Source organism: Pandoraea sputorum, from assembly GCF_000814845.2.
GTDB classification, from domain to species: domain Bacteria; phylum Pseudomonadota; class Gammaproteobacteria; order Burkholderiales; family Burkholderiaceae; genus Pandoraea; species Pandoraea sputorum.
On sequence record NZ_CP010431.2, the window covers coordinates 4,818,190 to 4,838,584 of the forward strand.

A 20,395-nucleotide genomic window follows, 5' to 3' on the forward strand; every position below is an offset into this window, starting at 1 on the left:
CATGCTAAGCATTCTGATTCCCACCTGGAACAACCTTCCGTTCCTCAAGCTGTGTATCGATAGCGTTCGCCGGCACTCCGGCGAGGCGCACGAGATTCTCGTGCACGTCAACGACGGCAGCGACGGCACGCTGGACTGGGTGCGCGAGCAGGGCCTGCGTCACACGCACAGCAGTGGCAACGTGGGCGTTTGCCTCGCGCTCAATCAACTCGCACCGCTCGCGTCGCACGATCAGTTGCTGTTCCTGAACGACGACATGTTCGTCACGCCAGGCTGGGACACCGCACTCATTGACGCCGCCCGTGCGCTCCAGGCACTCGGTACGTCGGTCTATTACCTTTCGTCGGTCATGGTCGAGCCCAACGCCGGGGTCAGCAAGCAAGTCGTCTCGAAAGATTTCGGCACCACGCCGGAGACATTCGACGAAGCTGCGATGCTCGCCTTCGCCGCCTCGCTGGGACGCAGTGACGTGAACGGCGTGCCGACGCAGCCTACGCTCGTGAGCCGCGCGTTATGGCATCTGGTCGGTGGCTACAGCATCGAGTTCGGCCCCGGCATGAGCAGCGACGACGACTTCCTGATGAAGCTCTGGCTGGTCGGCTGCCGCACGTTCCGTATCGTCGGCAAGAGTGTGGTCTATCACTTCGGTTGCCGCTCGACCGGACGCGTGGTGAAGAATCGCGGCAGCCGCGAATTCCTGATGAAGTGGGGGATGACGCAGGCCGAGTTCAAGCGCGACTATCTCGATCTCGCGGGCACACCCGCAGGCGCGGCACTGCCGAACGTGCCGATGCCCAGCGGCAAGAGCCGCATCAAACGCGCGCTGCACGGCAGCAAGCCCTACCCGCTCGAAGACCTCGCGCGCTGGGACGCCAACGTCCCGCAACATCTCAAGCTGGACTGAGACGTCCGCCCTCGCGGCAGTACCCAGTACCCTTGAAATCGTGAATCAGTGCCGCGGGTGACGGATGCGCGCCCACGCGTGCTCAAGACGCTTCACCGCAGGACTATCCGGGTGACGCGTCCACCAGACCCCCATTTCCCACACCATGCCCGCAAGCACGGCGATCAGCACGAGTGCGCCGATGGTGTACCAGATCTCGCCGAATGAGGTTGACATAACGGCCTCCCGAAAACGCATCACGGACGACCGGCGGCCGTCCGTGATTGCATTCTAGGCGACGAAACCCGGCTTGCCCGCCGGGTCTGCCCTAAGGCTAAGGCCGAGGTGTCATCCTTCCCATCACCTCAGAGCTGCCCCATCGTCAGTTGCACCACGAGGCTGCTGACCGACACTGCCGCCCACACACCCAGTCCCAGCAGGATCGGACGCACACCGGTCGATGCCATTCGGCGCAGGTTCGACGACAGTCCGATGGCCGTGAGCGCCACGATGATCAGGAATTCGGCAGCGTCGTGAATCCACGGTTGCAGCGCCGGGGGCACGAGACCCGCCGTACGGATGCCCGATGCGATCAGGAAGCCGAGGATGAACCACGGGAAGATGCGGGCGAGGCTGAAGTTACCGGCACCGGCACGCTTGGCGCGGTAAGCCACGATGGCGGCCAGCGTCAGACAGATCGGGATGATCAGCGTGGCACGGGTCAGCTTGACGATCGTGGCGTAGTCGCCAGCTTCCTTGCTGTAGCTATAACCAGCGGCCACTACCGACGACGTGTCGTTGATCGCCGTGCCAGCCCACATGCCAAAGCCCAGATCCGAGAGATGCAGCGCGTGACCGAGCACCGGGAACAGCAGCACGGCGGCGATATTGAACAGGAAGATGGTCGAGATGGCGAACGCCGTTTCGTGATCGTCCGGCTTCACGATGGGTGTGACGGCGGCAATCGCCGAACCACCGCAAATGGCCGTGCCCACGCCGATGAGCAGCTTGAGTTTGTCGGGCACGCCCAGCAGTCGACCCAGCCCCCAGGCCGAGAGACCGGCGGCGGTGATCGTGACCGCCGTGACGGCCAACGATTCGAGCCCCGTGTGCGCCACTTGCGACAGGGAGAGGCCAAAGCCCAGTGCGATGATCGACCACTGAAGCACATACTTCGAAGCGAACTTGATACCGGACTCGTAACGTGCGCCCGGGGCAAAGATATTACGCACGAGAATGCCCAGCAGAATGCCGAACACCGGACCGCCGACGAGCGGCATCTGACGCCCCAGCAACAGCGCCACGAACGCAATCACGGTCGAGAGAATGAGGCCCGCCCAGGGGTTGTGCTGATCCGGCACCAGCGTATCGGGACGGCTGGCCGAAGCAGGCGTTGCAGCGTGGGTTTTTGTTGTCATGTCGGGCACTCCTTGCGAATGAGTGCCAGTCTAAAAACTCCGCTTCAATAATAAAAATCGTTATATCGGATACAAAATATCCGAAATCCCGATAAATCTTCGGATCAGTGATAAGCCACTGATTTCTTGAGGGTTTTGGCGACGTTCGCGCGGTCCCGCTACACTGTTCGGAGCGTCAAGTCGCACGCGCCGAGAAAAATTTCTACACAGGAGACCGCGCCCCATGTCGCAGACTGCCGACACCCCCGTCCCCCACGTCCACCACGTCCATCAAGCCCAGTGGTATTTCGACTTCGCCTCCCCGTTCGCGTACCTGCAATTCGAGCGCTTCGATACGCTGCCGCGCACGCTCGACATCGAACTCAAACCCATCGTGCTGGGCGCGATCCTCGTGCATTTGCAGACGCAGGGACCGGCAGAGACGCCGTACAAGCGCATCTTTACCTATCGCATGGCGCAGTTCCGCGCCGAGCAGGACGGCATTGCGTATCGAATGCCGCCGGTGCACCCGTTCCATCCGATTCGCGTGTTGCGTCTGGCGGTCGCGTTAGGCGCGACGCACGACGTCGTGCGCACGATCTTCCGCTTCATCTGGGCGGAGGGACGCGACGTGACCGACCCGCAAGGCTGGGCCGATCTGAGCGAGCGCCTCGGCCTGCATCCCGACGACGCGACAGCGCGTGCGGAATCGCCCGAGGTCAAAGCGGGGCTTCGCGAGAACACCGAAGGGGCGATTGCCGCCGGGGTGTTCGGCGTGCCGACGTTTGCTTATGACGGAGAGTTGTACTGGGGGGACGACGCCACGGCGATGTTCCGCCACTGCCTCGAGCATCCGGAATGGCTGCAGTCGCCGGACGTCACCCGGCTGCAACAGGTGACCGTGGGCGTGAAACGCGAGCGTTGATAGCGACGGCAGTCCGCTGACGAACGTCAGCGTGCAGCGCCAGACGATTGCGCCTTCGCACCGCTACCAAGAATCAATGGCAGCGACACGGCGTCCGCCATCGCGGCGTAACCGGCGTCGCTCGGGTGCGTGCCGTCGCCGCTATCCAGGCGCGGCAGCATGCGTGTCGGCTGCGACGGATCGCGCAATGCCGCGTCGAAATCGATCACGCCATCGAAAGCACCGCCTGTACGCACCCACTGATTGACAGCCTCACGCACGGCTTCGCGCTCCGGCGGCAGTTTGCCCGGCGGGATCGTGGTGCCGAGAATGCGAACATTGCGGGCGTGCGCCGCCGCAATCAGCGACTGATAGCCCGCGATCATTTCCGGCGCGCTCACGATCACGTGCGGCACGTCGCAATCGAGCCCGCCGTGCGGCGGCACGTAACCGAAATTGATGTCGTTGATGCCGATCTGCACGACGACTGTCTTCACGCCGGGTTGCTCCAGCGCGTCGCGACGAAAGCGCGCCACCAGCCGCTCGCCATAGCAGGCCGAATCGTGCAGCAAGCGATTGCCGCTGATGCCGAGATTGAGCACGGCGATATCGCGTCGCCCGGCGGCGTCCAGACGACGCACCAATCCATCCGGCCAGCGACGATTGGCGTTGAGCGTGCTGCGCATGCCGTCCGTGATTGAATCGCCGATCGCGACGATGGCGTGCGACGGCACATCCGGCACGACGCTCAGCCCGGCCAGCCACAAGGTATTCGTGAAGCGGGTGGGAAACGACGCCGCCTGTGCGTTATCGACGAAATCCCCCGCGCCGCTCAGAAAGGCGGTCTGCTGCGCGATCTTGTGCCACGTGGTGGGTGTCTTCGATTCTTGTGTGAACAGACTAACGGCCAGCGGCGTTCCGGCGCGCACAGCGAACGGCAGCGGGTCGCTGTCGAGCGATGCGCCCGGTGCAATGCGCGCCGCCGGTTGCCCGCCGAACGTGAGGCCTCGCACCGTGCCCGCGTCGATGGCCGCACCGCGTGTGGACACGGCAAGGGTTGCGCGTTCGATGAGCAGGGGCTGCGTGCCGTAGGCGTTCGAGAACCGCACGCGGACATCGTTGCCGGACAGCGTGGGATAAACGATCTGACGGACGGTGCGCCCGCCTGCGGCCGGCGCCCGATTGAACGAAGGCGCAGCCGGATGCTGCGCGACGGCTTGCGGCGCCGTCGCCCATGCGCCGACGCGTGCGTTCGGTGCATTCGATGCGCCCTGCCCCTGAGCCAGCGCCGTCGAGGACATACCGGCGAGGGTGGTCGCGAACACGGTCAACGCGACGCGCAAAGCGCGTTGCGTTCGGGGCGAGCCCTCGGCAGCGGGAAACCAGTCGTTCGTAAACGTAGACAACGTCGGGAGCATGAAAACAGCGTAGGCCAACATGGGGGATTCGGGCAGCAGTCGCCATTGTGCCTGATTGCGGCCGTTGGCAAGGACTTACATTACCTTTCAGGCATGGCCTTGCCGCCCGGTTTGGCGTGTCGAAACCTGACGAGCTAAGACGCGAGGACTCAGCACATCGACGTCAGTACATCGAGGTCAGTACGTCGAAGTCAGTACGTCAAAGTCAGCGCGTCGAAATCACGATGGCGACGCGCCGGTTCTGCGCACGTCCTGCCGGTGTGCTGTTATCGGCCACCGGATTACGCTTGCCCGCTCCGATCGTCTGGATGCCTGCGCGCTTGACGCCCGCCTCGGCGAGTACACCCGCCACGGCGTCGGCACGGCGTGCCGAAAGCTGCTCGTTGTACGTATCGCTGCCGACCGAGTCGGTGTATCCGTAGACGCGAACCGCGTCGAGTCCGACCTTCACCAGCGTGTGCCCGATGCGCGTGACCGTCTCGCGTGCAGGGTCGCGCACCACGAACTTATCGGTGTCGAAGAGCACCGTATCCGACAGCCCGAACTCCCAGCCCTCGTCCGTCTGCGTGAAACCCTCTGACTTGAGCGCCGCGATCTGCTCAGGGGTCAGGCCGTGCACCGGCGTGGTCTGACAACCGGCGAGCGCCCCGATGCCAAGCAGGATCACCAGTCCGAGCGCGCGGCGCAGGAGCGCCCGGTATTGCGAGAAAGTGCGATTCAGGGTGGCGACGAAGTTGCCTCCGAAGTTGCCCCGGCGGGCAAATGAATGTTGTGAGCTGCCCGTACCGACAGCGTCGGCATTACTAGCAGCGATAGCAGCGAAGTCCAAGGTCAATCCCCATTGCGGTGTGAAATCCGGTCGTCATTTATCTTTATGTTTTTACAGCTTAGGTGTTGCCCGCCGCCTTATCCCTTGGGGCTTTCCGCAACATGCCAGGTGCCGTCTCCGGCACGCTTGGCCTGATACATCGCCGCATCCGCCGCGCGCAGCAGCGCGACTGCGTCGTTGGCGTGTGTCGGGTACAACGCCACGCCGATGCTCATCGACGTGGCCAGTTCGCTGCCGTCGGGCAGTGCAATCGGCCGTTCCATCGAGGCGAGCAGGTTCTGGGCGAGACGCACGGCGTTGGACGTCTGCCGCACGCCAGGCAGCATCACCGCGAACTCGTCGCCGCCCAGACGCGCCACCAGATCTCCCTCGCGCAGCGGCTGGCGCAGACGCTCGGCAATCGCCACGAGCACCGCGTCGCCAGCGTCGTGGCCGAGCTGATCGTTGATGTCTTTGAAGCGGTTGCTGTCGAGATACAACAGCGCGACGTGCGTGCCCAGTTCGCGTGCCTCGTCGAGAGCCTGCACCAGCCGCGACTCGAAATATGCGCGATTCGGCAAGCCCGTCAGTGGATCGTGATTCGCTTGATGGGCGAGCGTCGCATTCTGCGCGCGCAAATGGTTCTGCCAGCCTTCGAACTCGTCGAGCAGCGCATTAAAGTCGTCGCCCAGTTCCTTGAGCTCGGCAATCGGCGTCGCGGCGACGCGCTGATGGAACGCCCGCTCGCGACGCACCGCATGCGCCACTTCCGCCAGCGCACGCAGCGGCTTGACGATATCGCGGTGCATCCGCTTGGCGAGCACGTTCGCAACGCCGAACGTGACGGCAAGACACGCGAGCACACCGCCGATCCCGCTCATCAGAAACACAAAGAACTGATTGCCCTGCCCCTGGACTTCGATCGTGCCGACGACCTTGTCTTCATGACGGATAGGCAGCGTCACCGGACCGGGCATGGCGATGTCGGCGACAGTTCGTTCGATACGTGCCAGCGTGCCGCCGTCGGGACGGCGCCACATCGCAAACTGCGCGTTGCGCGCATCGAGCACGCGAACCTGAACCACGTCTTCGTCTCTGGCAATGAGCGCAATCGCTTCCTGTGCCGCCACCTTGTCGCCGAACACAACCGCCGCTTCGGCGGTGTAGGCCAGCGAGCGGCCGATCAGCAGCAGATTGTTTTCGGCGTAGGCGCGCAATGCGATCCACGCGACGCCAGAGAGCAAGAGCGCAGCGAGGACCACGGCGGAGACCGCGAGTCGCAGATGCGTGCGTCGTAGCACGCGCTGCAAGGAGGGGCGTCGCCGACGCACGGACAACGCGGCAGGCGGCGTCGAAGGCGTAACGGCGGCACCCGCTGGCGGCTCATGCGTCGATTCGTGCGCCGCTGCGCCGGTCGCCGCATCCGGCGAGGCCTGCGGTGACAGCAGTCCGGCCACGGGCGACCCGGGTCCGGACGGCGGTGGATGGGCTGGGGGGAATTGGGTGGTCATGGCGTTGCCGGCTTTCGCGCCAGCTTCAGCACGTTCGGGTGGACACGCACGCCGCTGCGCGCGACGGTGTCGAGGTTGATATCGAAGGTCACCCGGTCGGCATCGACGTTCAGGCAGAACATCGTGCCGATGGTGCACGAGTCGTTGCGTTCGCTGATCGTCAGCACGGGATGACCGGCGAGGTTGGCCAGCACCTGACGACGCTCGTTGTCGCTCATCGCGCCGAGGTACAACGCGTCGCACAACGAACCGATGGCTGGTTCCAGAGGGGAGATACGTTGCGCTTCTACCGGTGGCACGCTGCCTGACGGCTGAGCGGCCAGCAAGTCGCGCGCGTAGTCCGTATTGCCGGCCACGCACAGACGCACTTTCGCAGGTGTCGTCGGCCAGCGGGTGAAACTGATGATGCCGAGCACGACTTGCCGGACATTGGCGTCACGCACACTGACGGAAGCGGCACCGGCATTGCCTGCGGTGCCTGCATTGCCTGCATTGCCTGCGGCCGACGACTGCGCCGCTGCCTGCCCTGCCAGTCCGACCAGTCCCGCCAGTCCCACTATGAGCACGCTCAGGCACATCAGGCAAAACCGCAACAAACTCAACCACGAACGCGCGCGCGCAGACCGGCCGCTGCCGCATGCCTGCCGCAGGCCCCGTGTCACACCGGTCGTCATTATCCGGACGCTATGCAACGTCGCCTTCCCTCAGTACCCAAATGTTCGCGGTCGTCCGCTTGCCCTTCAAAATGCACTGTCGGCACCACCGGCGAGATCGACGCCATTTCGGTGTCATCCCGACGGAGACAGGCCGCATGATACCGAACGGCTTCTCGCGAAGCCATACGGACCGGGTCCGGCGAGACATTTCCACGCCCGTATCGCCAGCCCACAGCATGCGCGTGCCGCCGCCTTTTCGGAACCCCTTCCGACCCCGCGTTTTCCCTTGCACGAAGACGCTTGCATCGTGGCAGAATAACGCTCATAACCAATTGAAAAACAAGAGGAATCGAGCGAAGAAATCGCTCGATTTTCGAGATAAAAATCGCGACGCCAGGGAGGTGTTGCATGACGTTCCTGAATCCCGGCCAGTTCGGCTTTAGGGAGGTACGGACGTGAACGATCCCGTACCTCGTCGGGTGCCCGACGTCCAGGCCGAATTGAGCCGTGCCGCGCTCGACAGCGCGCCGTATGCGATGTTCGTCTGTACCGACGACGGCATGCTCGAACGCATGAACGCAGCGTTCACGCGCCTGACCGGCTATACGCCCGACGACCTGCTCGGCAAACGCAGCTTCCTCTCCCTGCTCGATCCCTCGGAACTGGCACGCCGCCGCCTGCCTGCGCTGGCCAGCCTGTCGGCGCATGAAGCCGTGCCGTATGACGACGAGTGGCATCTGCTCACCCACATCCGCAGTTGGCTACCCATCCGCCTCGCGCTCTCCTGCGTCGAACACGCACCGGGCGAGCGCCGTTGGGTCGGCATCGTGCTCGATCTGTCGCAGCAAGTGCAGGTGGCGTCGCGGCTCTGGTATGTCACACACCACGACCCGGTCACCCGTCTGCCCAATCAGACTCTGCTCAACGAACGCCTCGAACTGGCGATCCATCGCTGCGCGATACAGCAGGTCGGGCTGACGGTGATGCTGGTCGAACTCGATCACCTGCGCAAACTGCGCAGCACCTTCGGTCCACCCGCTGCCGAGCTGGCGCTGCGCATCGCGGCCGAGCGGCTTCGCGAGGCCAGCGGCCCCGAGGACGCCCTCGCCTGCCTGGGCGGCAGCCAGTTCGTGATCGTCACCAACGAAACCGGAGACGGCGCACGCCTGCTCGCGGCGCGCATTCAGGCTCGACTCGCACAATGGGTGGACGTCGATCAGAACTCCGTTGCGCTGGATGCGAGCATCGGCGCGGTCAGCTACCCGGATCACGGAAACACCCCCGAGACGCTGCTGCGGCGCGCCCATGTGGCGCTCGGTATCGCCAGCGCCGCCGGTGGAGGATTGCGCTTTTTCAGCAGCGAGATGGATTCGCAGGCGCGACGCCGCAACGAACTGGAGACGCTACTGCGCGTAGCCGTGCATGAGGCGTCGCATTCGCAGTTGCATCTTGTCTACCAGCCACAGGTCACGCTTTCGACGGGCGAGATCCGCAACGCGGAGACACTGCTGCGCTGGCGTCATCCTTCGCTCGGCGCTGTCGGTCCGGCGGAGTTCGTGCCGATTGCCGAGACCTCCGGACTTATTCTGCCGCTGGGCGAATGGGTCATGCAGACCGCGTGCCGTGAGGCGAGCCGGTTGCTGCGACGCTGCGGCCATTTGCCGCGCATCTCCGTGAACGTCTCCGCGCAGCAGTTCGCGCGGCAGGACGTCGTAGGCATGATCGAGCGGGCGCTTAATGCGCATGCGCTTGAGCCGCGCCACCTGGAAATCGAAATCACCGAGACGGTCTTGCTGGGCGACTCCAGCACTGCCGTCGGCTGTCTGCGCTCGCTGCACGACATGGGCGTAGAAATCGCCGTGGACGACTTCGGTACGGGTTACGCAAGTCTTGCCTATCTCACGCGCTTTCCGGTTCATCGGCTGAAGATCGACCAGAGCTTCGTGCGCGACATGCTCACGCATGCACCGAGCCATGCCATCGTGAGTGCCGTCATCGCCATGGCGCACTCGCTGGGGCTGCGCGTGACGGCCGAAGGCGTCGAGACACAGGCACAGGCGCAGCGCCTCACCGAACTGGGCTGCGACGAGGCGCAAGGCTTCTGGTTCGCCCGCCCGGTCGACGCACAGGGCTTTTATCACATCGTGGCACCGTTGGGCAGCGGTGCAAGACGCTGAGCGGCGTTGAGCGATTCATGTATCCAGCAACGACTTTTTTGTCGACATGGCGTGTCAAGACTCGCGCGTGACTTTATAACGCGGTATGGTACGTCGCGAAGGGATTCTCCCGAACGACGTAGCAACGAGGAATAACGCCATGAAAACCAAAGCCGCCATTGCCTGGGAAGCGGGCAAACCCCTGACCATCGAGGAAGTCGATCTGGAAGGGCCGCGTGCTGGCGAGGTGCTGATCGAGGTCAAGGCCACCGGCATCTGCCATACGGACTACTACACACTCTCCGGCGCAGACCCGGAAGGTATCTTCCCCGCCATCCTCGGCCATGAGGGCGCGGGCGTGATCGTCGACGTCGGCCCCGGTGTGACCACGCTCAAGAAAGACGACCACGTCATTCCGCTGTACACGCCGGAATGCCGTCAGTGCAAATTCTGCCTGTCGCGCAAGACCAACCTGTGCCAGGCGATCCGCAGCACGCAGGGTCGCGGCCTGATGCCGGACGCCACGTCGCGCTTCTCGCTCGACGGCAAGCCCATCTTCCATTACATGGGCACGTCCACCTTCTCGAACTACATCGTCGTGCCGGAAATCGCCGTGGCGAAAGTCCGCTCCGACGCGCCGTTCGACAAGGTCTGTTACATCGGCTGCGGCGTGACGACCGGCGTCGGTGCCGTCGTCTATTCGGCGAAGGTCGAAGCGGGTGCGAACGTCGTGGTGTTCGGTCTGGGCGGCATCGGCCTGAACGTGATTCAGGGCGCGAAGATGGTCGGCGCGGACAAGATCATCGGCGTCGACATCAACCCGGGACGTGTGGAACTCGCCAGGAAGTTCGGCATGACGCACTTCATCAACCCGAATGAAGTGGAAAACGTCGTCGACACCATCGTGCAACTGACCGACGGCGGCGCGGACTACTCGTTCGAGTGCATCGGCAACGTCACGACCATGCGTCAGGCGCTGGAATGCTGTCACAAGGGCTGGGGGCAGTCGTTCATCATCGGCGTGGCCGCAGCGGGTCAGGAGATCAGCACGCGTCCGTTCCAACTGGTGACGGGGCGTGAGTGGAAAGGTTCGGCGTTCGGCGGCGCGCGTGGCCGCACCGACGTGCCGAAGATCGTCGACTGGTACATGGAAGGCAAGATCAACATCGACGATCTGATCACGCACACGCTGCGTCTCGACCAGATCAACGAAGGCTTCGATCTGATGAAGCGCGGCGAGTCCATCCGGTCCGTCGTGCTGTACTGATCTCGCAGATCGTCTCATGCGCGGCGGCGTGCTCGATCCGCCCGACAGTCCCGCTGGCGATACCATCGGGCCGCTCGCACGGGCACGCCGCCGCCGTCACCGCATTCGTCTCGCGATTTTCCTCGCCCTGCTGCTCGCAGGGCTGATTTTCACCACCGTCAGTCTCGTACGCGACGTCGGCCGGGCAGGCGGGCACAGCATCGCGCTGCTGCCGTTCCTGCTGCTCGTGGTCGCGCTGCTCATCGCCCTCGGCTTCGAATTCGTCAACGGATTTCACGATACGGCGAACGCGGTCGCCACCGTCATCTACACCAACTCCCTGCCGCCGAGCATCGCCGTGATGTGGTCCGGCCTGTTCAACTTTCTCGGCGTGCTGCTATCGAGCGGTGCGGTGGCCTTCAGCGTCGTCTCCCTGCTGCCGGTCGAACTGATCCTGCAAGTCGGGGCGTCGGCGGGCTTCGCGATGGTCTTCGCACTGCTCATCGCCGCCATCGTCTGGAACGGCGCGACGTGGTGGCTTGGCCTGCCCGCATCGTCCTCGCACACGCTGGTCGGCTCGATTGTCGGCGTGGGCATTGCCAACGCGCTCATGCATGGACGCGACGGCACGAGCGGCATCGACTGGTCGCAGGTGACGACCGTCGGCTACTCGCTGCTGCTCTCGCCCGTACTCGGCTTCGGGCTTGCGGCGGCCCTCTTCGTCACGCTCAAATTCTGCGTTCGCAATCCGGCGCTATACGCTTCGCCGGAGCCGCGCAAGCCACCGCCGTGGTGGATTCGAGGCATGCTCATTCTCACCTGTACCGGCGTGTCCTTCGCGCACGGATCGAACGACGGGCAGAAAGGCATGGGGCTCATCATGCTGATTCTGGTCGGCACGGTGCCCATCGCCTACGCCCTCAACCATGCGATGCCGGACGCGCAGGTGGCCCAGTTCGCCGCCAGCGCGCAGACCGCACAACGCTCGCTCGCGGCGCACCCGCCGCTGGGTACCACGCCTGACACCGATGCGTCGGATGCCACACCGCATGCTCCCGCCCGCGACGTGCTGACCCGTTTCGTGCGCACCGAACGCTTCACGCCCGACGTCGTACCGGCGTTATCCGAACTTACCGGCGATATCGGCCGCGAGGCAGCGGAACATGGCTCGTTTGCGCGCATGCCTGCCGCGTCGGTCGCCAACGTGCGCAACGACATGTACATCGCGTCGGAGACCATCCGGCTGCTGGAACGACAACACGACGTGCATCTTCAGACGGACGCCGTCCGTGACCTTAAGGCGTTTCGCGGGCAGTTGGACGAGGCCACCAAGTACATTCCGTTCTGGGTGAAGGTGTCGGTCGCCGTCGCGCTGGGTCTCGGGACAATGGTCGGGTGGCGGCGCATCGTCGTGACCGTCGGCGAGAAGATCGGCAAGAAGCACCTCACGTATGCGCAAGGCGCGTCGGCCGAAGTCGTCGCCATGTTGACCATCGGGGCGGCGGACATGTACGGCCTGCCGGTGTCGACCACGCACGTGCTGTCGTCCGGTGTCGCAGGCACCATGACTATCAACGGGTCGGGCCTGCAGTGGGACACCATCCGGAATCTGTTACTCGCTTGGGTGCTCACGCTCCCGGCGGCCATCGTGCTCGCGGGCAGCCTGTACTGGGGCTTCCGTCAGTTGTTCTGAGCGTGTCGCGCGCATGGGACGGCAAGCGGATGCGCCCCCGTAACCCGCAACAATATTCCGGCAACGTTTCGTTACGCATTACCGCAAACCATTGGGCAGGGCATCTGGTCGAACCGGCATGGAGCGTGCGGAGGGGTCTGAAGCCATCGCCGTGCACCGCCGAGTCAGGGAATACGGGGAAAACAGGGAGACGAACATGAACAAACAAACCTTGCCACTGGTCGTCGCGGCAGCGACCGTGTTGACGACGCTTGCCGTGGTGCCCGGCGTGGCGTCGGCGCAATCCGGGCAGGCAATCATCAACGCCTCGGCCAATGTGCGGGCAGGCCCGGCGTCCGACTACCCGGTCGTTGCTCAGGCCGGGCCCGGTATGCCGGTGACGGTCTACGGCTGTGTCGCGGGCTATTCGTGGTGCGACATCGGCTTGCCGGGCGCACGCGGATGGATCTATGGCGGGTTGCTCAGCTATCCCTATCAGGGCAATCCGGTGCCCGTGCTGAACTACGGGACGATGATCGGCTTGCCGATCATCACCTTCTCCATCGGTTCGTACTGGGGCAACTATTACCGTCACCGTCCCTGGTACAACGATCAGCGTTACTGGCATCGCCCGCCGCCGGGACCACGTCCACCGCATTGGGGACCGGGGCCGGGGCCGCGCCCGCCGGGACACGGTTACTACCCGGGCCAGCCGCGACCGCCGGGCCATGGGGCGGGACCGGGACCGAGGCCACCCGGTCATGGTGCGGGTCCGGGGCCGAGGCCGCCGGGACATGGTGCGGGCCCGGGGCCGCGTCCGCCCGGACACGGTGGTGGCCCGGGCCCGCGTCCGCCGGGGGGCGGAAATGGCGGCGGGCACGGAGGGGGTCACGGTGGTGGCCATGGCGGGGGGCACGGAGGTGGACATGGCGGTGGCCGTCCTCCGGGTGGGGGTCCGGGGGGCCAGAACAGATAGTGGGTGCATGCCGACCGAGGGTAAGAACTCGGGCACATGAGTGGCGGGGGTTGTCGGTGCCCTGACGGAGCGACTTTCAGGTGGAGCGCAGTCAGGGTACCGGCAACCCCCGCGGCCCGGAGGTGGGCCAGCGCGTGGCGGTGGTAGCGGGGTGTGGGGTTAGGCGCCCGCCCCGCCGCCGCTACATCCGCCACTACATCCGCCCCCAATTAAGCAGTAACTGCACGCGCTTTAGGAAAAACGCTTAAAATGTGAGCAATTCCGGCCAGGCGGAGGTGCCGAACGGGCGCCGATGGCCGGACCGCAGGACAGCGAGCCCTTGCACACCGACGCCATCCGGCGCCACCGTGCACCAACATTGCAGACCCTTCAGCAGACCTATCTCCGGTGTGCCGCAGCGAAGCATCGCAGCGGTCACGGCAGTCCGGCAGGATCCTCAGTAAGTCTCGATTGTGTTCGTCCCGCCCCGGCGTGCCTGCTCACCCTGAGCGGCGGCGTCGTGGCATGCCTATCGCCACGCCCCATCGACGGCACGCGCTCCCCGCGCCCTCCGGTGTTGGCCGCGTATTGCCCGTGCATTGTGTCCGGGCGGTGTTAGCGCAACGACGTGGTTCGTCAAACCCTGTGGCCTTCCGCCACGCATGGGAACGAGCGGCCACAAGCCCGGGTGCCCTTTGCAGCCAGGTTGCGGGACACGTCTTCCGCAGATTCCCCGGATGGTGCCCGCCAAGCGAGCGCCAGGGGCATACGTTGCAGGAACCTTTTGCAGGCAATGAGTCTTTTTCGAACCAAAAACATCGAGAACATGCTGGTCGCGGGTCGCACCGGCGATCTCAAGAAAGTGCTGGGCCCGGTCGACCTCGTCCTCATGGGCATCGGTGCGATCATCGGCACCGGCATCTTCGTTCTCACCGGCACCGGCGCGCTGACGGCCGGTCCGGCACTCACCGTCTCGTTCATGATCGCCGCGATGGCCTGCGGCTTCGCCGCGCTGTGCTACGCCGAGTTCGCCTCCACCATCCCCGTCTCCGGCTCCATCTATACCTACAGCTACGCCACACTCGGTGAAATCGTTGCGTGGATCATCGGCTGGGATCTGATGCTCGAATACGGACTGGCGTCCTCCGCCGTGTCCGTCGGCTGGTCCGGCTACTTCCAGTCGCTGGCCGCCGGATTCGGCCTTCACCTGCCCGCCGCGATTACCGCAGCGCCTGGCAGCGTGCCCGGCGTGACGACGTTCATCAACCTGCCCGCCGTCGTGATCATGCTGCTCATCACGTGGGTGCTGTCGTACGGCGTGCGCGAGTCAGCACGCATCAACAACCTGATGGTCGCCATCAAGATCGGCGTCGTGCTGCTGTTCATCGCCGTGGGCGTATGGCACGTCAAACCGGCCAACTGGACACCGTTCATGCCGTTCGGCACCAGTGGCATGTTCAACGCCGCCGCGCTAGTGTTTTTCGCCTTCATTGGCTTCGACGCCGTCACGTCCGCCGCCGAAGAAGTGCGCAACCCCGGACGCGACTTGCCCATCGGCATCATCGGTTCGCTGATCGTCTGCACATTGTTGTACGTTGCAGTGGCCGCAATCATGACCGGCATCGTGCCGTTCGCGCAGTTCGCCGGAGTCGATCACCCGGTGTCGCTCGCGCTGCAATACGCCGGACAGAACTGGATCGCAGGCTTCGTCGATCTGGGGGCGATTCTCGGCATGACCACCGTCATCCTGGTGATGACGTACGGCCAGACGCGCATCACCTACGCCATGTCGCGCGACGGCCTGTTGCCGCCGCTGCTCTCGCGCATTCATCCCTCGCACAAGACGCCGTTCGCGGGCACGTGGATCATCGGCGTGGTGTTCGCCGTAATCGCAGGTTTCGTGCCGCTGGGTGTGCTCGCCGAGCTGATCAACATCGGCACTTTGTCGGCGTTCGCGCTGGTGTCCGTGGCCGTGCTCGTGCTGCGGCGCACGCGCCCCGACCTGCCGCGCGTGTTCCGCGTGCCGGGTGCGCCGGTCGTGCCGCTCATCTCCGTGGGCCTGTGCCTGTTCCTGATGGCGCATCTGCAAGCCACCACGTGGATCGCCTTCGTGGTGTGGCTCGCGATCGGCATGGTGATCTACTTCACCTACGCGCGCCGCAACGCGCTGCTGCACAAGCAAGGCTAATACCCACAACACCGACTTCCCCCATCTCGCGCGCCGTCGCGAGTGGGCGTATAGTCCGGCACAGGGCCTCGGAGGGACACATCGGTGTGCCCCCGAGGCCCTTTCTCATTCGTCCGTGCTTTTCCCTTGCCGTCGTCACCACACGTCTTAGCCAAGGAATCAAAACATGCGCCGTTATGTCCTGCTTGCCGCTGTGCCTGCCGCGTTCGCTGCGGGCTTCCTCTCGTCCCATCTGATGCCGAACGCCGTGGCACAGGCAGCACCGCCCGCCGCGCTCACGCCACAAATTATCGACGTCGGTGCGATGACCGACGAACAAATCGGCAAGCTCGTCCCCAACGTAGGCACGCTGCGCTCGCGCACGCTGGTCGCCACGCAAAACGGCACCGTCGCAGTGCAGAGCGGAAACGTGCCCCGTCACACCCATCAGGATGCCGATGAAATTCAGTACGTGATTTCGGGTAGCGGCACCTTCTGGCTAGGCGATCAGCAGCGCGAGGTGCACCCGGGCGATCTGATCGTGATCCCGCGCGGCACCGTGCATGCCGGGTCGCAGAACACCAGCGGCGAATTCAAGGTGCTGGCGATCAAGCTGCCGCCGCAGGCACCGAACGATATTCAGTGGGTGAAGTAAAGGGATGACGGTCCGGCACGGAGACGCCTGACGGCTGCTCTGTGCCCCGTCATCAACGCAGCGACAGGTCAGCCAAAGTGGCGATTGAGCCAGACGGCCCCGTAGCCGAGCGCGAACATCGTGAGCAGCAAGGGCACGGAGATGCGGATGATCTGAATGACGAGCGGACGCGGCGGCAATTCTTCATCCTGCGGCATACGTCCCGCCTCATGCAGTGCCCCCGTGCAGAGCGCCGCCGCCACCGCACTCGCGAACACCCAGAACGTCTGGTTGTAGAGCAAAGCGACGAGCAGCAGCGTGAGCGCCACGTTGCGTCCGTGATAGATGAGATTGACGGTGTTGCGAAAGGCTTGCGGCGACATGTCGGAAAAGCACTGACGTGTGCATGACTGCACCGCCTGCGCGAAGTGTTTTGTTATTCGTTTTTTTGAGCCGCAGTGCGCATCGAAACGCATCGCGGGCCTTTAATTCCTCACTTAATCCCTAACGGCGCCGGCTGCCGAGTCTTTAGCGGGGCGTCGGCCGCTCACCGGCCATCTGTGGCGTGTGCGCCGTGCATCTTACCGCGTCGAATCCACACCTTCGCGTGATGCCGTGCGTCACACGAATGGAGTATCCTCCCCCGCATGACAGCCCCCGCCTCCTCCCGTCTCCAGCAAGCCGCACAGGACACCCGCAACGGTGCCCCGCAGCGCGCCGTCTACGTCATCGTGGCGCATCCGCGCTGGCGCGACTCGCGCGTCAACCGACGTCTGCTCGAAGCCGCACGCGGCATCGAAGGTGTCGACGTCAACGATCTGTACTCGACGTATCCCGACTTCAGCATCGACGTTGCCGCCGAGCAGGAACGCGTGGCGCGCGCCGACCTGATCGTGCTCGTGCATCCGATCTACTGGTACAGCATGCCGCCGTTGCAGAAACTCTGGTTCGACGAAGTGCTTTCGTGGGGCTGGGCTTACGGTCAGGACGGCCACGCGCTCGCCAACAAGGACCTCTGGCTCGTGGCCAGCACTGGCGGGCCGCTCGAAAGCTACCGTCCCGAAGGGTACAACCAGCACGCGTTTTCTGCCTTCCTGCCTGCTTACGAGCAGACGTCGCATCTGTGCGGCATGCGCTTTTTGCCGCCGCATGTACTCTTTGGCGCTCGACGCTGCGACGCCGCCGCGCTCGACACCCACGTGAGCGAATTCGCCGGACGTCTCGCCACTTACCCGCACTGGCCCGAGCTGGTCTCCATGGCGGACGCCGACGAATGTCAGGTGATCCCCTCGACCGACAGACCGCGCTGCGCGACGGGCGAGAGCACACAGAACACCACCGACACCGCTCCCGGGAGGGCCGCCTGATGGAACATGTGCCGTCCTGGTTGCTCGCCAGCCTCATCTATCTGGCTGCGGCCGTCATCGTCGTGCCGCTGTCCCGCGCGCTCGGTCTCGGTGCGATCATCGGCTACCTCGCTGCCGGGATCGCCATCGGCCCGTGGGGCCTCGGCCTCGTCTCGCGTGTGGAAGACGTTTTGCACTTTGCCGAGTTCGGCGTGGTGCTGATGTTGTTCCTCGTCGGCCTCGAACTGGAACCACGCCGCCTGTGGAGCTTGCGACGGCCGATCTTCGGTTGGGGCTCGGCACAGGTCATCGGGTGCGCCGTGTTGCTGTTTGCAGCGGGTGTCGCCCTCGGTGCACCGTGGCGCATCGCGCTCGTCGCCGCGCTCGGTCTTGCACTGTCCTCCACCGCTATTGCGTTGCAGGTGATGGCCGAGCGCAACATGCTCGCCACCGCCAGCGGTCAGGCGGGCTTCTCGATTCTGCTGTTCCAGGACGTCGCCGCGATTCCGATTCTCGCGTTGCTGCCGCTGCTCGCCGACTCGGTCGACAGCCATGCGCTCACGGGTACGGAGCGCGCACTCGAAGCCCTGAAAATCGTCGGCGTGATTGCCGCCATCATTCTCGGCGGCCGTCTCGCATTGCGTCCGCTGCTGCGCTGGATTGCCAACAGCAAGACGCCCGAAATCTTCACGGCGGCAGCGTTGTTGCTGGTCGTCGCCATCGCGACGCTGATGCAACTGGTCGGCTTGTCGATGGCGCTCGGCGCCTTCCTCGCAGGCGTGCTGCTCGCGGAAAGCGAATACCGGCGCGAACTCGAAACCGACATCGAGCCGTTCAAGGGACTGCTGCTGGGGTTGTTCTTCATCGCCGTGGGCATGAGCATCGACTTCGGCGTGCTGATGGCACAACCGCTACGTATGCTTGCCGTCGTGATCGGCTTCATGGCGCTCAAGGGACTCGCGATCTACAGTCTGTCGCGTCTGATGCAGTTGCCGTATCAGGAGCGCCCGATCTTCACGCTGCTGCTCGCGCAAGGCGGTGAATTCGCCTTCGTGGTGTTCCAGTCGGCCGGTCCACAGGTGCTGCCGCCTGCGGTGTCGTCGTTCCTGATCGGTGCCGTCGCGCTATCGATGTTGCTCTCACCCCTGCTGCTCGTGGCCATCGACAAGTGGTTGCTGCCGCGTTACAGCGTGAAGGGATCACCGCGCATGGAGGAAATCTCGGAGCCGCAGTCGGCGAACGTGGTGATCTGCGGGTTCGGACGTTACGGCCAGATCGTCGGCCGCACGCTGATTCCGCAAGGCGTGTCGGTCACCGTGCTGGATCACGATCCGGACACCATCGAGAGTCTGCGTCAGTTCGGATTTCGCGTGTTCTACGGCGATGCCACGCGTCTCGACCTGCTCCGAATCGCGGGCGTGGCCAACGCGCGTGCGGTGGTCATCGCAGTGGACGATATCGATCAGTCGCTCGAAATCGCCGATCTGATGCGCGAGCATTTCCCCGACGTGCCCGTCATCGCCAGAGCGCGCAACGTCGGACACTTGTTCCAGTTGCGCGAGCGTGGTGTGAAGCAAGTCGAGCGGGAGGTCTTCGAGTCGTCACTGCGCAGCGCGCGCTCGGTGCTCGAAACACTCGGGTGGCCCGCGTCCGAAGCCCGTGAAGCGACGATGGCGTTCAGACGCGCCAATTTGCAGTTGACGGACGAAATGTATCCCTCCTACCAGGACCGGAACAAGATGATCGCCACCGCGAAGGAGGGGCGTCGTCAGTTCGAAGAGCAGATGGCGCGCGAGCGGGCAACGCGTCGCGCGCAGCGACAGGTCACGTTTGGCTGGGACGGCGACAGCGCCCCCGAAAAAACGCCGGAGCCAGCAAGCGCCGACACCTCAACGTCTCAGGAAAAGACCGCAACATCGCGCGCAGCCGACAAACCTCACGCCTGAGCGATCGCTCGTCGAGATCCTGCCATCAGCAACGCACGCTATCGCGTCGATAGCGTGCGTGCCGAACCGACCAAACCGGACAATCAGTCGAACGGCTTGAAGTGGCCGTCGGCAGGCACACGAGCGTCGGCGCGCAGACGCGTTTCTGCTTCCACACCGGCGAGTCCACGGTAGTAAAGATGCACGGCGATGGCGGCCGAGTAGCGGCGGATTTCCACGAGTGTGAGATGCGCGTGCTCGGCCGACGTGAACATCAGATACGGCGATTCTTCTTCGATCAGCCCGGCGACCTGATGCAGGCCGTGACGGTGCAGCACTTCCGTGAGTTCGTCGCGGCTGCGGTGCGTGTTCGCGTCGGTGGCCGGGTACATCATGCGCAGCAGCGCGAGCGGATGGTCGGCAACGGCGAGCGACAACGCCTGTACGACAGCGTGACTATCGAGAGCCGTAGCCACGGCTTCACCTTCGGGACGATGCTGCGGAAAAAGTTGCTCAAGGGTCAGCGACATGATGAGTCCATTGCAAGGTAGCTGCGAGAACTGCGACAGCGGCTCTACAGTCTAGTCACGTCTGCGCACGCGATATAGCGCGTCGCGCGAATACCTGCGTTGCACGGCCCGCAACAATTACCAAATATTTCATTCGCCGCACTGGCCTTAGCGCCACAACGTCCGCCGCATTGTCATTACCCGTTCG

General features: G+C 64.4%; 18 protein-coding genes. 10 read left to right on the top strand and 8 right to left on the bottom strand.

Going from position 1 to position 20,395, the window contains the following annotated elements:
* Position 1: 1 nt before the first annotated feature.
* Positions 2-904 (top strand): glycosyltransferase family 2 protein, encoded by a 903-nt coding sequence (locus NA29_RS21255; RefSeq protein WP_039392980.1) that lies wholly within the window; start codon positions 2-4, stop codon positions 902-904.
* A 45-nt stretch (positions 905-949) separates the two neighbouring features.
* On the opposite strand, the gene NA29_RS25870 is transcribed toward NA29_RS21255, so the two are convergent.
* Together NA29_RS25870 and NA29_RS21260 are read right to left on the bottom strand one after the other, a co-directional pair.
* On the bottom strand, positions 950-1,120 hold the full coding sequence (locus tag NA29_RS25870; RefSeq protein ID WP_157127433.1) for a hypothetical protein: 171 nt from the start codon (positions 1,118-1,120) through the stop codon (positions 950-952).
* A gap of 128 nt (positions 1,121-1,248) precedes the next feature.
* Positions 1,249-2,301 carry a YeiH family protein gene (locus NA29_RS21260; protein WP_039401322.1) on the bottom strand — a complete coding sequence of 351 codons (1,053 nt, stop codon included), beginning with the start codon at positions 2,299-2,301 and terminating at the stop codon, positions 1,249-1,251.
* Between the two features lie 223 nt (positions 2,302-2,524).
* Here NA29_RS21260 and NA29_RS21265 point away from each other — a divergent pair, with 223 nt between their 5' ends.
* A complete protein-coding gene (locus tag NA29_RS21265; protein ID WP_039392982.1) occupies positions 2,525-3,205 on the top strand; it encodes a 2-hydroxychromene-2-carboxylate isomerase in 681 nt (226 codons plus the stop codon).
* A gap of 26 nt (positions 3,206-3,231) precedes the next feature.
* On the opposite strand, the gene NA29_RS21270 is transcribed toward NA29_RS21265, so the two are convergent.
* The 4 genes from NA29_RS21270 to yfiR all read right to left on the bottom strand — a co-directional run bounded on the left by NA29_RS21270 (position 3,232) and on the right by yfiR (position 7,487).
* On the bottom strand, positions 3,232-4,485 hold the full coding sequence (locus NA29_RS21270; RefSeq protein ID WP_052253108.1) for an SGNH/GDSL hydrolase family protein: 1,254 nt from the start codon (positions 4,483-4,485) through the stop codon (positions 3,232-3,234).
* A gap of 322 nt (positions 4,486-4,807) precedes the next feature.
* A complete protein-coding gene (gene yfiB, locus NA29_RS21275) occupies positions 4,808-5,431 on the bottom strand; it encodes an outer membrane lipoprotein YfiB (protein WP_306592135.1) in 624 nt (207 codons plus the stop codon).
* Positions 5,432-5,508: 77 nt separating this feature from the next.
* A complete protein-coding gene (gene dgcN, locus NA29_RS21280; protein ID WP_084104016.1) occupies positions 5,509-6,921 on the bottom strand; it encodes a diguanylate cyclase DgcN/YfiN in 1,413 nt (470 codons plus the stop codon).
* Entirely contained in the window at positions 6,918-7,487 is a 570-nt protein-coding gene (yfiR, locus tag NA29_RS21285; protein ID WP_371328946.1) for a regulatory sequestration protein YfiR, read from the bottom strand. Before yfiR ends, dgcN begins: the two co-directional genes overlap by 4 nt.
* Before the next feature lie 545 nt (positions 7,488-8,032).
* Here yfiR and NA29_RS21290 point away from each other — a divergent pair.
* The 6 genes from NA29_RS21290 to NA29_RS21315 all read left to right on the top strand — a co-directional run bounded on the left by NA29_RS21290 (position 8,033) and on the right by NA29_RS21315 (position 16,428).
* Positions 8,033-9,754 (top strand): putative bifunctional diguanylate cyclase/phosphodiesterase, encoded by a 1,722-nt coding sequence (locus tag NA29_RS21290; protein ID WP_052252295.1) that lies wholly within the window; start codon positions 8,033-8,035, stop codon positions 9,752-9,754.
* Between the two features lie 139 nt (positions 9,755-9,893).
* The gene (locus NA29_RS21295) at positions 9,894-11,000 is read left to right on the top strand and encodes an S-(hydroxymethyl)glutathione dehydrogenase/class III alcohol dehydrogenase (protein ID WP_039392986.1); all 1,107 of its coding nucleotides are present in this window, start codon (positions 9,894-9,896) and stop codon (positions 10,998-11,000) included.
* A 16-nt stretch (positions 11,001-11,016) separates the two neighbouring features.
* Entirely contained in the window at positions 11,017-12,672 is a 1,656-nt protein-coding gene (locus NA29_RS21300) for an inorganic phosphate transporter (RefSeq protein ID WP_039392988.1), read from the top strand.
* Positions 12,673-12,868: 196 nt separating this feature from the next.
* A complete protein-coding gene (locus tag NA29_RS21305) occupies positions 12,869-13,627 on the top strand; it encodes an SH3 domain-containing protein (protein ID WP_072633350.1) in 759 nt (252 codons plus the stop codon).
* A 772-nt stretch (positions 13,628-14,399) separates the two neighbouring features.
* Positions 14,400-15,794, top strand: coding sequence for a branched-chain amino acid transporter BcaP (gene bcaP, locus NA29_RS21310; RefSeq protein WP_039392991.1), 1,395 nt, complete (start codon positions 14,400-14,402; stop codon positions 15,792-15,794).
* Positions 15,795-15,960: 166 nt separating this feature from the next.
* Positions 15,961-16,428: a cupin domain-containing protein gene (locus NA29_RS21315; RefSeq protein WP_039392993.1), complete on the top strand. Its 468-nt coding sequence runs from the start codon at positions 15,961-15,963 to the stop codon at positions 16,426-16,428.
* Between the two features lie 68 nt (positions 16,429-16,496).
* Here NA29_RS21315 and NA29_RS21320 read toward each other — a convergent pair whose 3' ends face one another.
* Positions 16,497-16,790 (bottom strand): hypothetical protein, encoded by a 294-nt coding sequence (locus tag NA29_RS21320; RefSeq protein WP_039392996.1) that lies wholly within the window; start codon positions 16,788-16,790, stop codon positions 16,497-16,499.
* A gap of 264 nt (positions 16,791-17,054) precedes the next feature.
* Between NA29_RS21320 and kefF the strand changes: the two genes are divergently transcribed.
* Positions 17,055-17,774: a glutathione-regulated potassium-efflux system oxidoreductase KefF gene (gene kefF / locus NA29_RS21325; protein ID WP_084104020.1), complete on the top strand. Its 720-nt coding sequence runs from the start codon at positions 17,055-17,057 to the stop codon at positions 17,772-17,774.
* Complete coding sequence (gene kefC / locus NA29_RS21330; RefSeq protein WP_039393000.1) at positions 17,774-19,699, top strand: glutathione-regulated potassium-efflux system protein KefC; 1,926 nt, start codon at positions 17,774-17,776, stop codon at positions 19,697-19,699. Before kefF ends, kefC begins: the two co-directional genes overlap by 1 nt.
* 83 nt (positions 19,700-19,782) lie before the next feature.
* On the opposite strand, the gene NA29_RS21335 is transcribed toward kefC, so the two are convergent.
* Positions 19,783-20,208, bottom strand: a complete 426-nt coding sequence (locus NA29_RS21335) for a hypothetical protein (RefSeq protein WP_052252296.1) — start codon at positions 20,206-20,208, stop codon at positions 19,783-19,785.
* Positions 20,209-20,395 lie beyond the last annotated feature (187 nt).

What these genes read in the sequence shown, in the direction of transcription:
- bcaP (WP_039392991.1), top strand. Translation starts at nt 14,400, where the DNA reads ATGAGTCTTTTTCGAACCAAAAACATCGAGAACATGCTGGTCGCGGGT.
- NA29_RS21305 (WP_072633350.1), top strand. Translation starts at nt 12,869, where the DNA reads ATGAACAAACAAACCTTGCCACTGGTCGTCGCGGCAGCGACCGTGTTG.
- NA29_RS21300 (WP_039392988.1), top strand. Translation starts at nt 11,017, where the DNA reads ATGCGCGGCGGCGTGCTCGATCCGCCCGACAGTCCCGCTGGCGATACC.
- NA29_RS21335 (WP_052252296.1), bottom strand. Translation starts at nt 20,208, where the DNA reads ATGTCGCTGACCCTTGAGCAACTTTTTCCGCAGCATCGTCCCGAAGGT.
- dgcN (WP_084104016.1), bottom strand. Translation starts at nt 6,921, where the DNA reads ATGACCACCCAATTCCCCCCAGCCCATCCACCGCCGTCCGGACCCGGG.
- NA29_RS21260 (WP_039401322.1), bottom strand. Translation starts at nt 2,301, where the DNA reads ATGACAACAAAAACCCACGCTGCAACGCCTGCTTCGGCCAGCCGTCCC.
- NA29_RS25870 (WP_157127433.1), bottom strand. Translation starts at nt 1,120, where the DNA reads ATGTCAACCTCATTCGGCGAGATCTGGTACACCATCGGCGCACTCGTG.
- NA29_RS21295 (WP_039392986.1), top strand. Translation starts at nt 9,894, where the DNA reads ATGAAAACCAAAGCCGCCATTGCCTGGGAAGCGGGCAAACCCCTGACC.
- NA29_RS21255 (WP_039392980.1), top strand. Translation starts at nt 2, where the DNA reads ATGCTAAGCATTCTGATTCCCACCTGGAACAACCTTCCGTTCCTCAAG.
- NA29_RS21315 (WP_039392993.1), top strand. Translation starts at nt 15,961, where the DNA reads ATGCGCCGTTATGTCCTGCTTGCCGCTGTGCCTGCCGCGTTCGCTGCG.
- NA29_RS21320 (WP_039392996.1), bottom strand. Translation starts at nt 16,790, where the DNA reads ATGTCGCCGCAAGCCTTTCGCAACACCGTCAATCTCATCTATCACGGA.
- NA29_RS21270 (WP_052253108.1), bottom strand. Translation starts at nt 4,485, where the DNA reads ATGTCCTCGACGGCGCTGGCTCAGGGGCAGGGCGCATCGAATGCACCG.
- NA29_RS21265 (WP_039392982.1), top strand. Translation starts at nt 2,525, where the DNA reads ATGTCGCAGACTGCCGACACCCCCGTCCCCCACGTCCACCACGTCCAT.
- kefC (WP_039393000.1), top strand. Translation starts at nt 17,774, where the DNA reads ATGGAACATGTGCCGTCCTGGTTGCTCGCCAGCCTCATCTATCTGGCT.
- kefF (WP_084104020.1), top strand. Translation starts at nt 17,055, where the DNA reads ATGACAGCCCCCGCCTCCTCCCGTCTCCAGCAAGCCGCACAGGACACC.